The 14,787-nt window shown below is 55.0% G+C and carries 15 protein-coding genes; 6 read left to right on the top strand and 9 right to left on the bottom strand.

Annotated features, from left to right (window positions below; translation table 11 throughout):
* The first annotated feature begins 164 nt into the window (after nucleotides 1-164).
* The 3 genes from V6D20_01760 (at nucleotide 165) to V6D20_01770 (ending at nucleotide 1,999) form a co-directional block, all read left to right on the top strand.
* Nucleotides 165-494 (top strand): hypothetical protein, encoded by a 330-nt coding sequence (locus tag V6D20_01760; protein HEY9814522.1) that lies wholly within the window; start codon nucleotides 165-167, stop codon nucleotides 492-494.
* A gap of 298 nt (nucleotides 495-792) precedes the next feature.
* Nucleotides 793-1,668 carry a rhodanese-related sulfurtransferase gene (locus V6D20_01765; GenBank protein HEY9814523.1) on the top strand — a complete coding sequence of 292 codons (876 nt, stop codon included), beginning with the start codon at nucleotides 793-795 and terminating at the stop codon, nucleotides 1,666-1,668.
* Between the two features lie 49 nt (nucleotides 1,669-1,717).
* Nucleotides 1,718-1,999 carry a hypothetical protein gene (locus V6D20_01770; protein ID HEY9814524.1) on the top strand — a complete coding sequence of 94 codons (282 nt, stop codon included), beginning with the start codon at nucleotides 1,718-1,720 and terminating at the stop codon, nucleotides 1,997-1,999.
* A 115-nt stretch (nucleotides 2,000-2,114) separates the two neighbouring features.
* Here the strand turns inward: V6D20_01770 and accB are convergent, their stop codons facing one another.
* On the bottom strand, nucleotides 2,115-2,624 hold the full coding sequence (gene accB, locus V6D20_01775) for an acetyl-CoA carboxylase biotin carboxyl carrier protein (GenBank protein HEY9814525.1): 510 nt from the start codon (nucleotides 2,622-2,624) through the stop codon (nucleotides 2,115-2,117).
* Nucleotides 2,625-2,680: 56 nt separating this feature from the next.
* Nucleotides 2,681-3,241: an elongation factor P gene (efp, locus tag V6D20_01780; protein HEY9814526.1), complete on the bottom strand. Its 561-nt coding sequence runs from the start codon at nucleotides 3,239-3,241 to the stop codon at nucleotides 2,681-2,683.
* A gap of 274 nt (nucleotides 3,242-3,515) precedes the next feature.
* Between efp and V6D20_01785 the strand changes: the two genes are divergently transcribed.
* Nucleotides 3,516-4,655 (top strand): peptidylprolyl isomerase, encoded by a 1,140-nt coding sequence (locus V6D20_01785; protein ID HEY9814527.1) that lies wholly within the window; start codon nucleotides 3,516-3,518, stop codon nucleotides 4,653-4,655.
* Between the two features lie 308 nt (nucleotides 4,656-4,963).
* On the opposite strand, the gene accD is transcribed toward V6D20_01785, so the two are convergent.
* From accD to V6D20_01810, 5 genes are all read right to left on the bottom strand, one after another.
* Nucleotides 4,964-5,887: an acetyl-CoA carboxylase, carboxyltransferase subunit beta gene (accD, locus tag V6D20_01790; GenBank protein ID HEY9814528.1), complete on the bottom strand. Its 924-nt coding sequence runs from the start codon at nucleotides 5,885-5,887 to the stop codon at nucleotides 4,964-4,966.
* 105 nt (nucleotides 5,888-5,992) lie between these two features.
* Nucleotides 5,993-6,226 (bottom strand): hypothetical protein, encoded by a 234-nt coding sequence (locus V6D20_01795; GenBank protein HEY9814529.1) that lies wholly within the window; start codon nucleotides 6,224-6,226, stop codon nucleotides 5,993-5,995.
* Between the two features lie 143 nt (nucleotides 6,227-6,369).
* Nucleotides 6,370-7,224 (bottom strand): prepilin peptidase, encoded by an 855-nt coding sequence (locus V6D20_01800; protein HEY9814530.1) that lies wholly within the window; start codon nucleotides 7,222-7,224, stop codon nucleotides 6,370-6,372.
* Nucleotides 7,225-7,435: 211 nt separating this feature from the next.
* Nucleotides 7,436-10,006 (bottom strand): type I secretion system permease/ATPase, encoded by a 2,571-nt coding sequence (locus V6D20_01805; protein HEY9814531.1) that lies wholly within the window; start codon nucleotides 10,004-10,006, stop codon nucleotides 7,436-7,438.
* Nucleotides 10,007-10,118: 112 nt separating this feature from the next.
* Nucleotides 10,119-10,898 (bottom strand): peptidylprolyl isomerase, encoded by a 780-nt coding sequence (locus V6D20_01810; protein ID HEY9814532.1) that lies wholly within the window; start codon nucleotides 10,896-10,898, stop codon nucleotides 10,119-10,121.
* A gap of 35 nt (nucleotides 10,899-10,933) precedes the next feature.
* On the opposite strand from V6D20_01810, the gene V6D20_01815 reads away from it, so the two are divergent.
* Together V6D20_01815 and V6D20_01820 are read left to right on the top strand one after the other, a co-directional pair.
* Complete coding sequence (locus V6D20_01815; GenBank protein HEY9814533.1) at nucleotides 10,934-11,104, top strand: hypothetical protein; 171 nt, start codon at nucleotides 10,934-10,936, stop codon at nucleotides 11,102-11,104.
* Entirely contained in the window at nucleotides 11,092-11,865 is a 774-nt protein-coding gene (locus V6D20_01820; protein ID HEY9814534.1) for a ZIP family metal transporter, read from the top strand. The genes V6D20_01815 and V6D20_01820 overlap by 13 nt, the downstream gene beginning before the upstream one ends.
* Here the strand turns inward: V6D20_01820 and V6D20_01825 are convergent.
* Nucleotides 11,834-13,618 (bottom strand): FAD-dependent oxidoreductase, encoded by a 1,785-nt coding sequence (locus tag V6D20_01825; GenBank protein HEY9814535.1) that lies wholly within the window; start codon nucleotides 13,616-13,618, stop codon nucleotides 11,834-11,836. The genes V6D20_01820 and V6D20_01825 overlap by 32 nt on opposite strands.
* A 3-nt stretch (nucleotides 13,619-13,621) precedes the next feature.
* Nucleotides 13,622-14,787 (bottom strand): O-antigen ligase family protein (locus V6D20_01830; protein HEY9814536.1); only part of this gene is annotated, 1,166 nt, incomplete at its 5' end.

Consider the following 14,787-nt stretch of genomic DNA (forward strand, 5'->3'; position numbering starts at 1 on the left):
GGGCGATCGCCCCATATGTTGACCTGCCCATCGTCCCAAATCAGGACTTTATAAATTAAGCGTTAGCAAGACAAGTAGATTGTCAAAACGGGTGATAGCGTGAACATAGAATGAGATGGGCAGCATCCTGTCTGCCCAAGAAGGAGGAGTGCGTGGAAGAAAGTATGAATGATTTCCAGGATTTTTTAACTCGGGACTTCGCCCATGTAGCTATCGGCGAGTTCAAGCCTGGGAAGTTTGCGGAAGCCAGAGATCTGTATGAACAAGCGATCGCTACCTATGCAGAGGGCTTCAAGGGGGCGTATCTGCTGCAAGAACCGGGAAGCGATCGCGGCATTTCTATTATTATTTGGAAAAGCGTGGAAGACATGCAGGCCAACCAAACGGCCTTACATGAAGCTATCTTGAAAAAAATGGCTCCCCTCTTTGTAGGTGTTCCGCAAACCGAGTTCTATGAGGTTTTATGTGACATCCATGCCTCTGAGGATGCGTGATGCGCAAGTTTCAAGCTGCGCAAACCGTCGAGATAGGCTCAGGCTTATCTCCAGTTTAGGAGACTGAATCCCTAGGTAAGTTCCCCAGTTTCCCGCCTCTAGTGCCTCTGGAGTCTCTCTCTCCAGACTACCTAGACCAAGGCGAGCTAGGATGGGCAGCGATCGCGGCAACTTGTTGATCGCAAAGACTGGCTACAGATACCCAGTCTTTGCTGGAGGAAAGGGTGGGAGATCATCAAAAAGTTGGTATAGTTCCCTAAGCTCTTGAGCACCCGCCGACGATGGGTCTAGACTCGCTATGATTATAATTGCTACCTTTTATAAATTTGCTGCGATCGCTGACTGTGCTGCTGAGCAGCAGAGGTTGCGTGAGCATAGTCAGCAGCTTGGCATTAAGGGCACAATTTTACTGGCCCAAGAAGGCATCAATGGCACCATTGCCGGGTCTCGCACCGCCATCGATCAATTTTTGGCAATTCTGCGTCAAGCTCCTTCCTGGACAGACTTAGAGGTGAAAGAGTCCTATGCTAATGTGCCACCCTTTGAGCGCATGAAAGTTCGCATTCGCCCTGAAATTGTGCCCCTCGGAGTGCCCACTGTGTCGCCAGCCGAGCAAGTCGGTACCTATGTGTCTCCCGATCAGTGGAATGACCTGATTAGCGATCCGGATGTGCTGGTGATTGATACGCGCAATGACTATGAGGTGGCGATCGGTTCATTCCAGGGCGCACAGAATCCCCAGACTCGTTCATTTCGCGACTTTCCCAACTATGCCCAACGCACCCTAGATCCCCAGCAGCATCCCAAAATTGCCATGTTTTGCACCGGGGGCATTCGCTGTGAAAAGGCTTCGTCCTACCTGCTCTCCCAAGGATTTGAGCAGGTCTATCACCTGCAGGGTGGTATTTTGAAGTACCTAGAAACGATCCCCGACGACCAGAGCCTCTGGCAGGGAGAATGTTTTGTGTTTGATCAGAGAGTAGCGGTGACCCACGGCTTGGCGATCGGCTCCTGTGGCATGTGTCCCGCCTGTGGGCATCCTGTCACCTTGGAGGATCAAGCGTCACCGCTCTATGAGCCAGGGGTTTGCTGTCCTCAGTGCAGCGATCGCTTAACAGAGGAACAGAAGGCCAGCTATCGAGCCCGGCATCAGCAGACCCTGACTGAATCGTGACCCATCATGGGTAATCTCACAGTCATGAAAACGCTAGAAGGAGAGCACCATGAGGGTGAACCGACTACGAGTACGGCAACTGCATCGATGGTTTGCACCGGTCATGGCCCTGCCCCTATTGCTAACACTGCTAACGGGCATGGGCTATCAAATTGCCATGAGCACCGGCAATACGAGTGGACTCCTATGGTTACTAGAAGTCCATCGCGGCAAGTTTGGAGCCGTGGATTTGACGCTGGTCTATCCCTTTTTAAATGGCTTAGGACTCTTAACGCTCCTAGTCAGCGGCGTGCTGATGTGGCTGCAAACGGGCAAGCGATCGCGCGCCTAGGCCTTGCCGGGATAGCTAGACTCAAGAGAAGGTGATCGCCAAGAGACGTCGTCCAGTGCTGGGGGCTTTGCTGCTTGCTCCTAGCACCGGTAGCGATGTCTGCTCCCAATAACCTCTAGGACGGATTCACTCGCATCAACGGCTGTCCATACTCAATGGATTCGCCATTTTCAACAAGAATTTCCACAATCTCGCCTGCCACTTCCGCTTCGATGTCATTCATCAGCTTCATGGCTTCCACAATGCACACCGTCTGCCCCGCCGAAACGCGATCGCCCACATTCACAAAGGCTGGCTCACCCGGCGCTGGCGATCGATAAAACGTGCCCACCATCGGCGCTGTAATATCCACCCACTTGGGATCCACCACAGCGGGGGGAGGTGTTGGGGCGGGAGCTGGTCGGTTGGATCCATCAGCCATGAAGGCAGTTGCCTGGAGATGGGTAGCCGGCATCGCCATCTCCGCAACGGTGGCACCGGCTCCACCGGCCAGATGCCCGCCCTTGCGGATGTTGAGCTCAAATTCGTCGCTTTTTAAAGTTAACTCTGCAACATCAGTTTGATGGACAACTTTTAGGAGTTCACAGAGATCATTGAAGCTAAATTCCACTAGACAAGTACTCAATTTGATACGTCTGGATGCAGATGAGAGTCTTGGGGTGTAGAGCCATGGGCGATCGCCTAGGTTTCTCGCCCAAGATAGCTATCGTTACGGGTATCAATTTTGATGCGTTCTCCAATCGAAATGAAGAGAGGAACCATCACCTGTGCGCCGGTTTCAACGATCGCAGGCTTGGTGCCTCCGGTGGCGGTGTCGCCCTTCACACCCGGATCGGTTTCTGTGACCTCCAGCACAATCGAGTTGGGAAGCTCGACTTCAATGATTTGCTCATTCCAGCGAACCACGCTGACTTCCATCCCTTCTTTCAGGTACTTAACGCGATCGCCAATTTGGTCAGCATTCAGCCGGCTTTCTTCATAGGTTTCCATATCCATGAAGACAAACTGCTCACCCTCTTTGTAGGTATGTTGCATCACGCTTTTTTCAATGGTGGCCTGAGGCACGGTTTCCCCAGCTCGGAAGGTTTTTTCAATGACGCTACCGGTTTGTGCATTCTTCAGCTTAGTCCGCACAAAGGCTGATCCTTTGCCGGGCTTGACATGGAGAAATTCAACTACCTTCCACACCGATCCATCTAATTCAATGCTGACACCTGGACGAAAGTCATTGCTGGAAATCATGGGTACTGCTTCAAGGAGAACAATCGGCAATCTATTTTACCGCTCTGAGGCAGTCTCATTCACGGATTTGTGAGCAGGATGACGGATTTTCACTCCGATCTTGGTCTTAGAAACTCACAAGTCTTGACCTACGAGGGGGCTCAGCCTATGGCAAGATTAGACATAGGACGGATACCTGTGAGACTCTGCAAACTACGTCGTACCAGGATCCTCTGAATGAGACGCATCGCTTTTGGGCCGTGCGTCAGGATGAGCAATACTTGGGTATAGATTCATGTTGAATCCATTTACATCACTGGTTCGAGTCCAGGTTTGGCATTGTATAAACCATGGGCTGCTGCGCCGGACGCTCAGTGCGATCGCCCTTACTGCGGTGATCCTCTGCACAACCTTAGGGCTACCAAGTGCAGCCCAGGCCCTACCGCCCGGTAATGCCATCACCGATGGTCGCGCTCTGTTGCGCTATGCCTTGCCCATTGACAATGAGCCGGTGCGCACCCTGCAATCTAGCATCGAGGATATTTCAGAAGCACTCCGGGGCCGCCGCCGCCTCAGTTCAGTGAATACGAACTTAATTCGGGCAGAGCGAATTTTGGATCGGGCCGATGAAAAGCTCCTGCCCAGTGTGCGCAGCGATAAACAAGCCGAAGCCCAAACCTTAGTAGCTGACATCAAAGATGATATTGGTCGCTTGCGGGAGGCGATCGAGGCCAAAGATAAATCAGCCATCTGGGATGGACGCACCGCCATTCTCGACAAAGTTGGTCTGCTGGAAGAGGATATGGTGCAGGCTTTTCCCTTTGAGGTGCCCGCCGAGTATAGTCACCTAGCGCAGCTCAAGGGTCGGGCTACGTTAGAGGTCACCACCACTCAAGGCAGTCTCACCATGGTGGCAGATGGCTACAACGCGCCGGTGACGGCGGGTAACTTTGTTGATTTGGTGCAGCGTGGCTTCTACGACGGCTTGCCCTTCACCCGTGCCGAAGATTTCTACGTGGTGCAGGTGGGTGATCCACCAGGCCCCGAGGAAGGTTTCATCGATCCCGATACCGGTGCCTACCGCGCCATTCCTCTAGAAGTGATGGTGGAAGGAGATTCTGAGCCAGTTTACGGTGTCACCCTGGAAGATGCTGGACGCTTTTTAGATCAGCCGGTGTTGCCTTTCTCGTCCTACGGCACCGTGGCCATGGCCCGTCCGGGTGACGAACCCAACGGCGCATCATCTCAGTTCTTCTTCTTCCTGTTTGAGCCAGAATTGACACCCGCAGGGCTCAATCTGCTCGATGGACGCTACGCCGTCTTTGGCTATGTGGTGGATAACAAAGAAGTGCTAGGCAAGTTGAAACCCGGTGACTCCATTGAGTCCATTCGTGTGGTGGATGGATTAGACAACTTCATCCCACCCCAAGCCTAGCTAGCTCAAGCATCTCGGTTAAACCACCTGCCCCCATCCCACCTTCAAACGGTTGGCTGGATATGGGGGCGATCGCTCATCAGTTCGTACTAATCCTGACGTAGGGTTCTGTTAGGCGTAGCCGTCACGCACCAACTTGCAAGATTTGGCGGCATGACGCCATGGCTAACGGCCCCCTTTGTCATGGGGGCACATCCCAAGCAAGCCCCACCATGACAGATCAAAACATCCGACGAGAGTATCAGGATTTGACCGCCTGCTTGCCAAGTGTGACAACAAAGGCGAGGGAGATCGCTACCCTCCTGCCTCTAGTCTGGGCGAATCGACTCTAGCTTCAGGGTTTCGGGCACCCGCACGAAGTGGGGCGTATGCACATAGGGCTGGTGCAATAGAATCAGCTGCGCCAAGGTTTGTTTCAACTGCGGACGCGGCACGATCGCATCGACGAAGCCGTGGGTGAGCAAATATTCCGCCGTTTGGAAGTCCTCCGGCAGCTTCTCCCGCAGGGTTTGTTCTACGACTCGCCGTCCAGCAAAGCCAATCAGCGCCTTGGGTTCCGCCAAAATAATGTCCCCCAGCATGGCAAAGCTGGCCGTGACGCCGCCGGTGGTGGGATGGGTGAGCACGGGCACATAAAGCAGCCCCGCCTCGCGGTGAAATTCTAGGGCACCGGAAATTTTTGCCATCTGCATGAGGCTGAGCATTCCCTCCTGCATACGCGCCCCGCCGGAGGTGCAGATAATCACTACGGGCAGGCGTTCGCGGGTGCCGCGTTCAATCAATCGGGTGAGTTTTTCGCCCACAACCGACCCCATACTGCCGCCCATGAAGCGAAAGTCCATGACGCCAAGGGCAATGGGCAGGCTATCGAGCTGACCAATACCGGTTTGTACTGCATCGAGCAGACCTGTTTTTTCCTGGGTTTCTCGAACGCGGTCGCGATAGGCCTTGCGATCGCGGAATTCTAGGGGATCACCGGGGCGTAGGTCTTCATCGAGGGGTGTCCAGGTGCCGGGATCAATGAGCTGCTGAATGCGATCGTCGCTGAAAATGCGAATGTGGTGCCCGCAGTCTGGACAGACCATGCAATTGGCTCGTAAATCTTTGGTGTAGGTGAGAACACCGCAGGCTTCACACTTATTCCATAGCCCATCGGCAATTTCGCGTTCTTGGCGATCCTTACTAATAGGTTCTGATTTCCGCCGATTTGCAAACCAATCGAATAAAGACATGGAAATTCCACTTATGACTCAGTAAAGGGTTTAATCCAACAGGATTAGATAGAAACTTGAAAACGGTTGATTTTATAACAATGACATGTTCTGGCGGACAGCCGGTTAGGAGAACTCCCACCCATCTACCCCCTCCTCCTCTTCCACAGGGCTGAGGAGCAGGAGAGCCGTCCATTGATCTTGGGCGCGCACCTGCAAGACAGCCGGGGTGCTGCAGCCAAAGTGGGGAGCAATGCCCTGGTTTAAGACCCGGGATGGAATTTGGTGGGCGGTCAGGATTTGATGCATTAGGTCGGCTTCCCAGCGAGTCCCGGTGGTTTTTAGGGTGATCCAGGTCACAGCGAGTTAGGGATAATCTTATCAAAGCACGCAGAGGAACCTGCATGATGGCTTCATCATTATCAATGATGGATGAAGATTACATCAAGCCGTGGGTATTTAAAGTCATCTAAGTAGCATGGTTCCTCAGACGGCAGGCAGGTCTAAAAGGTGTCGAGCCCTGGCAGAATGAGGGACGGGAAGAACAGGTGAACATAGCCTTGAATCAGGCTTTGACCCACAAACAGCGCTAGCACGGCCCCGATCGCCAAAAAGGGGCCGAAGGGCATCGGCTGGTCTCGGTTCAATAATCCCAGGGCGATCGCTCCCCCACCGGCAAAGGCTCCAATGGCGCAGGCGAGAAAACTAGCGAGCAGCAGCAGCTTCCAGCCCAGAAAAGCTCCCATCATGGCGGCCAGCTTGGCATCGCCACCGCCCATGGCGGCCCGCCCGAAGGCTGCTGATCCAAGAATCGTGATTGTATCAAAGAGCCAAATGCCCAACACCGCCGCGCCAATACCGCCCATCAGGTACAGGGCCACGCCGCTCCAGCTTTGGGTAGCCATCCAGCCCAGGCTAGCTTGGAACACAAGACCCACCACCAGACCAGACTGGGTGAGCGGATTGGGCAGGGTCATGGTGTCCCAGTCGATTAACGATAGGGAGATTAGCCAACTGATGAAGGCCCAGTAGCCTAGGGTTTGCCAGGAAACGCCATACACGATGAAGGTGAGGAGAAATAGCAGACCGGTTCCGGCTTCCACAAGGGGATAGCGAAGGGCGATCGCACTCTTGCAGTAGCGGCATTTGCCTCGTAGCCAGAGCCAGCCGAGCACCGGCACATTATCGTAGGCTTTGAGGCGGTTCAGGCAGTGGGGACAGCGAGACGGGGGAAACAGTAGGGATAGCCCGGCTGGGATACGGTAAATCACCACGTTCAAAAAGCTGCCAATGCAGCAGCCCAGGGCTAGAGCTAAACCATATCCCACCACCATTGCCATCCATTCCATCAGCAGCATGGGCCCACCCTTTCCTACGCTAGATTCCTAAACGTTCTACTCGTAACATCCACGCTCATTCTGAACATCCATCTAAGTGGGAAGACGTAACGATTGGCAAGCCTTTCAACATTGCTCCATGCTCTAATCCTGATGAGAAGAGGGTTGCGCGACGTTGAAACCCGGCAAGTTTCTAGAGTCCACCGACTTAGACACCGACTTAGACACCGACTTAGACAGACGCCTGCTGACGTTGATAGAGCGACCAGTAGAGCCCCTTTTGCTGGATTAGAGAATCGTGGGTGCCCCGTTCTACCACCACACCTTTCTCCATCGCCAGAATCAAGTCCGCCCGTTTGAGCGGCGCAAAGCGGTGGGCGATCAGGAAGACCGTACGATTTTCTGACACCCGCTTCAGATTTTCCAGCACCTGCTGTTCAGTTTCGGCATCCAGATTGCTGGTGGCTTCATCCAAAATCAAAATCGGTGCCTTGGAGATGAACAGCCGCGCTAGGGTAATGCGCTGCCGCTGTCCGCCAGAGAGCGAGGTTCCCCGTTCCCCCACGTTGGTTTCATAGCCGTAGGGAAGCTCAGAAATAAAGTCATGGGCCACGGCCATGCGGGCCGCTTCCACCACCTCCTCAGCGGATACATCGGGGTTGCCCAGCATGATGTTTTCCACCACGGTACCGTTGAACAAGAAGTCTTCTTGGAGCACCACGGCAATTTGCGATCGCAGAGAGGCTAGATCAGCACTTTTGACATCAAAGCCATCAATGGAAATCCGCCCGCCTTCCGGGAGATAAAGCCGCTGAATCAGTTTGGACAGGGTGCTCTTACCCGAACCACTGCGCCCAACCAAGCCCACAAACATGCCCGGTTCCACGTTGAAGGAAACCCCGCGCAAAATTGGTTCTTGATCACTTTGGTAGCGAAAAAACACTTGCTCGAAAGCCACTTCACCTTTTAAGGGTGGCAGCATCAGCCCCGTACCAGGCTCCGCCTCGGGAGGCACGTTAAGAATATCGCCGATGCGATCCACTGCCAGCAAAACCTGCTGCAGGTTTTGCCAAAGCTGGACGAGGCGTAGCAGGGGAGCGGTGACCCGTCCCGATAGCATTTGGAAGGCCACCAGTTGCCCAATGGTGAACTGCTGATCAATCACCAGCTTGGCCCCAAACCAGAGGATCAGCAGGGAGGATAGGCTGGTGAAGAAGTCGCCAATGTGGTTGCTGATATTGGCGGTGGTGGTGGCTTTGAAGCCAGTGCGGATGAAGCGAGCGTAGAGCCCTTCCCAGCGATCGCGAGAGGTTTTCTCGGCGGCATGGGCTTTGATGGAATGGATCCCGGTGACCGTTTCCACCAAGAACGACTGGCTGTCGGCACTGCGGTTGAAGGTTTCGTTGAGCCAGTTGCGCAGAATGGGGGTAGCAACCAGGGTGAGGATGGCAAACAGGGGAATCACCGCAAGGGCCACGCCGGTGAGGATGACGCTGTAGTAAAACATCACCACCAGGTAGACCACGGAGAAAATACTGTCGAGGATGACGGTGAGCGCCGTGCTGGTGAGAAACTGCCGGATTTCCTCCAGCTCCTGCACCCGCGCCACGGTATCCCCCACCCGGCGGGCTTCAAAGTAGGCCAGGGGGAGGCGTAGCAAATGACGGAAAAGCTGGGCCGACAGGCTCAAGTCCAGTCGGTTGGTGGTGTGGGTGAAGATGAACATGCGCAGCCCCCCCAGCAGGGACTCGAAGACCCCAATACTTAGGAGAGCGATCGCCATCACATCCAGGGTTGGGATGCTTTCCTGCACCATCACCTTGTCAATGATCACCTGGGTGATGATGGGTGTGCCTAGCCCCAGCAGTTGCAGCGTAAAGGAGGCCAGCAGGACTTCGCCCAACAGCTTGCGATAGCGCATCACCGCTGGCAAAAACCAGGTGAGGTTAAAGCGCTCCTGCTTTTGGATCAGCTCCACCTGCCAGAGAATGCCGTCCCAGGCCTCCTCCACCATGGCTCGGGGCAGGCTTTCACAGCTTTGGTTGGGCGATAGGGGATGGCCGATGACCAAGCGATCGCCCCGTACCTCATACACCATCACCCACTCGGTGTCATTCCAGAGCATCAGGGCCGGCAGGGTGAGGGTATGTAAATCTGACCACTGGGCTAGCAAGACTCGCCGCAGATGCAGCCCCAGCTTCTCCGCCGCCGTCACCACATCCTTAGGGCGTTGACCACGGAGCTGGCGCTGCACCCACTCTAGGCGAGTGGGCACCTGTAGATACTGGGCTGCCATCGTCAAACTGGCCGCAGCGGTATTCAGAGCCTGCACGAAGGGATAGCCCGCCACCGGTTGGGGCTTGCCGGATACATTGGGCTGATATTGCGATCGCAGCGATCGCCAAAATTGCTGCAGTTCTGTCGCTCGGTCTACCGTGCCTGTTGGCATGGTGCCATTGGGGGACGAGGCTTGGGTGAGATCTTTCCAGAGCCGACTGTCCCAGGTGAGCACCGAAACGGTTTTACTGGCCGCCCGCGCCTTCCACTGATCCGACAGTTCCGGTAGCTCGCCAAACCAGTCCCCCGCTTTCAGCAGCACCGACTTGCCGTCATTGGGAACCAAGCGCACATTGCCCGAGACTACTAAGTATTGCTTTCCTAAGCTCTCCGTTGCCCAAATGACTTCCCCAAGGCTAAAGGTCTGCACCTCTGCCTGCTGCTTGATTGAAATTTGCTCATCCGGACTCAGCCAACAGAGAGGTGGCTTAGCCCAGTCAAGATTCAACACATCGTTCGTCGTCATGCGAGGGTCTCGGAGGGGAACTAGGGCAAGAAAGGGCAGATAAAGCGCGATCGTTAGCAGGCAGAGGCATCACCATGGAGCGTTGCTGTTGGACGGACATCATCTCACCGGTCTAAGTCTCGCTGGCGTCATCGAGCTGGAGCTTGATGGGAAGCACCTGCATTTTTTCCACCAGCCACTGTTCAAATAGCTCATCTTGTAGGCTAGTTCTTAGCTGGGGATCACTTAGGGTTGCATACAAAAATTCTTCGATGCGGAAGAGGCCCCAGCGCTCCTCTAGCCCTATTGGCCCAACAATATCACCCACTTTGGCGGTATCGATCGCTGCCCGGAGGAGATCGGGCATTGTACCTCGACTGACCGGGCCCACCATGCCATTAACAATCTTGTCGTCGGTGAGAGAATACTCCCGCGCCAAGTGCTCAAAGGTTGCCGTTTCCTCCAAGATCTGGGTCTTCAGCTCATCCGCGACATCTTTATCGTCAACAATAATGCGGGACAAGACCACCCGATCTAGGAAAATCTTGCGCTCAATAAAATATTCCTGCAGCTTCGGTTCGGTGACCAGCTCTCGCAACTTACGCATCCGGAAGCTCTGGGATACCTGAGTGTGGAAGGCTTCATAATTAAGACCATTGCTTGTGAGCCAGTCTTGAAACGCTTGGGAGTCACTCAACTGGCGCTCCAAGCGAAAGTCAATAATGGCCTGCTCAATGGTGGCGACACTGATCGCAAGATCCTCGGCCCGCTCTTTCAGCTGACGTTCTAGAACAAACTGGCGGAGGATTTCACCGATAAATCCGTCAAACTTGCGTCCAGCTTGGAGATAGCGAACAGCTTGGGTGATGGTAATGGGCTCATCGTCGATCGTTAGAAACGGTTCAAATGCCATAAATCCTAGAAGTATAACGATCAGCACCCCCTATTATGCCCAAATCCTCTCCATTTCAGTCAGATGGATTACAGCACATTAAGGAAGGCGATCGCCCCTCCCCATCCTCAATCAACCAGGAAAACCGGCCAATACGAAGTCGTTATGACTATGATATAGAAATTGAAACCAGTAGCCCAGAGGAGGTGTGTGGGTGGATCATGTGATGCAGGGATTTCTGGCCAGTTTACTGGCGGGGTTGGGGACGGCGTTGGGAGCTTTACCCGTGCTGTTTGCCGTGAATTTGACCCAGCGACTGCAGGCGGTACTTTTAGGCATCGGTGGCGGCATTATGCTGGCAGCAACCTCCTTTTCGCTGCTGGTGCCGGGTAAGGATGCAGCGATCGCCCTTGGATTTCCCCCAACCCAGGCAGCGTTGATCATGGTAGTGGGCATGTTGCTGGGAGGGAGTCTCCTCTGGTTTGCCCACAATCACTTTCCCCATGAGCATTTTTTCAAAGGACGGGAAGGGCCTCAAAAGCAGCATCTCAAGCAGATTTGGCTCTTTGTGATTGCCATCGCCCTGCATAATTTACCGGAGGGTTTGGCTGTAGGCGTTGCCTTTGGTGCCGAGGAAAACACCACGGCGATGGCGTTGGCCCTGGGCATTGGGCTGCAAAATATTCCTGAAGGTCTGGTCGTTGCCCTGGCCTTGCGGGAGTTGGGCTATGCCCGGACCTACGCCATCGGCGTGTCTACAATGACAGGCCTATTGGAGCCCATCGGCGGGCTTTTCGGTGCAGCAGTGGTGTCGGTGTCCCAGCCCTTACTGCCATGGGGGATGGCCTTTGCAGCAGGAGCCATGCTGTTTGTGATTGTGGATGAAATTATCCCCGAGGTCAGCAACAAAGGCTGGGATCAAGAGGGAACAGTGGGAGCCATGATTGGCTTTGTGGTCATGATGTTTTTGGATGTGGCGTTGGGTTAAGGGGGGCGATCGCGTCGGCCAATAGCCAGTTGCCCGCAGGGTTGATCCGTCCTTGAATCTGCAGGCGATCGCCGCTTTGGTAGGTTTGCATCTGTTGATCCACATAGGGATCCAGGGTGACAAGGTTGAGGCTAGTCATGCCCTCGACACCATCATCCCCCAGGAAGCGATAGGTCTGATCCCCCAAGCGCTGGAAGGTGCCGGTGTAGCTGGGACTGGTGGGAGGGACGCTGGCAGATGGAACCCCGTGGGGAGGCAGGCGATCGCCCCGATCCAACACCGCTCGCTGCTGATCTAGCCAGTCAGGATCACTAGGGCAACAGTGGATCAAAGGCACCACCGCCGCCGGCGCAAGCGGATCGGTGAGCAGAGCTTCCTGCAGCGATCGCACCGCCAAATCCCGAGGCTGAATGCCCTGTTCCACACAGAGCGCTGCGGCCATGCCCGCCGCCTGCCCCAAGGCCAAAACCACCGGCTGCAAGCGCGTTGCACCGTTAGCCATGTGGGACACCGAACTATTTTTGTCGCAGACTAGAAGCCCGTCCGTTTCGGCAGGGATCAGGCAGCCATAGGGCAAGGCAAAGGGCGTCCCCGTCCAGCGTCCGCCCCAGCGCATGGCTTTAGGCGCGAGGGGCAAGGTCATCCCGGGGTAGTGGTGATCATTGACGTAGTTACCCAGAGCGATCGCGGTGATATCACCAGCGGCATTCACCGGCAATAGAGCTGCTTCATGACCAGTCTGGGGCAAAATATCGCGTTCGGTCACCGTGACCAACCCTTGCAGGCGACGGCTTTCGCGGTAGTAGGGATGGAGGGCATAGGCTCCCCCACCGAGGACGCCGAGCTGTACAGGAAAGGAATCGCTGGCGAGACCATAGCGCCGACCGCCCACCTGCTGCACATAGCGGGCTAGATTTTGGCTATGCCATAGGGCCTCTTGACCATAGGCTTGGCGATCGCCCTCGGATCCGACCAATCGCTGCAGGTCGTGGCCATAGTCGTTGCCATCATTGGGCCAGTTGATCATGAACCGATGTCCCGGTAGCCGCCCATAGTTCAGCCAGTGGGACAGATCCATCCCCTGCCAAGCGGTTTTGAACGCGTTACCCGACGCTAGGGGACTGGGGGGAATCTCGGGAGCGATCGCCCCTTCACCCAAGTCCTGCATCACCACCACCCAAGTGGGAGATTGAACCGGATAACGCTGGGTGAGGGCGTTGGGCGCTAGGGGCGCACTCGGTTCCTGCCAGTCGGGCTGCCAGTCCCAGCCCCAACGGTGAGGCACGTCGCCGAGAGAGAGCAGATCCCCTAATTCTGTACCGTCAATGATGATCTGGGCCTGGATACATACCTGATCGAAGGTGACCGAGCACAGGCGATCGCCCCGTTTGTTGACCGATCGCGGTGGGCCGAGCTGCTTCCAGGTTAAGCAGGGCAGCGATCGCGCCCAGTCGGCAAAAATGCTGGCTCCCACCCGAGGCTCATAGGTGAAGAAGCTGACCCAACTATGGTCTAGACCTCCGGGCTGCCGCTGGCGTAGCTCCCGCAGAAACGCGCCCCATAAACCGGTTTGCCAAGGCAGCAGTTCATTACCGTCGGGAGCCGATACCCCAGCACTGGTCAACATTCCCCCTAGCCACGGGCCATCAGTGGCCATGATCGTTCGCGCTCCGCGCCTGGCCGCCTGGATGGCCGCCGCCGCGCCCCCTGTGCCGCCGCCCACCACCAGCACCTCCGTTTGCCACTGCTCCATGGACTAGCTCTCCACTCCTAGGCGCGATCGCCCTTGGGCCGAGGACAACTGGGTAAACGTATAAATACCCGCCAGCACAAACCAATTCATGATGTTGATGCGGGAATCGTAGAAGGTGATATCAAACAATGAAAACAGAGTGCAGCCACCAAAAGCCATCAAGTAGCCTAGCAAAATAGCATTGTGGGATTGGCTAAAGCCTTGATCAAGCAGCAGCCAGACGGCTTTGCAGCAGATGTAGCCGATGGTCAATGTCATGATCACCATGGCTAACACTCCCACTTCACTACCCATCAACAGCCAAAAGTTATGGGGATGGGTAACCATTGGCAACCCCATGTCATTACGTTCTGGATAGAGAAACTTAAAATTACCCAACCCCCAGCCCAGCCATGGTCGTTCTTGCATCAGCGACCAAGCAATTTTCCAAATACCAAGGCGAGGATCTTGGGTGAAGATAGTGAGCGAGAGCGATCGCCCCCCCAGCCCTATACCAAGAATGCTGACAATGATGGCTCCTAGACCCACCAATCCCACCCAAAACATTTTGTAGTTGACTTTGATGAGGATGCTAGCCGTAATAATTTGAGCAACAGCAACCAGAACACCATTGCGGGAGCCGGAGCAAAAAATGCCCACGAGGTTAGCGTAGGTGGCAACATAAAGCCAACGGTTGGCAATCCAGTAAGAGGGATGTGCCCCGGGAAGCGATCGCTGGGCATCTAGAGACCGTTTGACAATTAATCCTAGTCCTAGGGCAAGCACCAGAATCAGAAAACTAGCTAGCGTATTGGGATGATCAAAGACCGATAGAGCTCTTTCGCGGTGAGGCGTCTGACGAAGCCAATGCACAATAGGAATACGACGGATATGCCGGGGAATGATTCGCAGCTTGGCAATGTATTGCACCAACGCATAGACGTTAATAGGAAGGGTTACCAAGACAACATCTAGGGCCAACTTCTCCAGACGCTCTGTGCGATTAAGCACAAAGGGCAACAGAGCAAACAGCAGGAAAAACGGCAGAAAATTCCACAGGTGCAGCAAGGCTTCTCCGCGATCGTAAGCAAACCAAGCGCTCACCACCATCAGCCCACTGACGGACATGAGCCCACATGCAACCCATCGATCAATAGCCCATCGACGAAAGCGGTATGCCGTAGCACCCA

The organism is Candidatus Obscuribacterales bacterium (assembly GCA_036703605.1).
Lineage (GTDB): Bacteria > Cyanobacteriota > Cyanobacteriia > RECH01 > RECH01 > RECH01.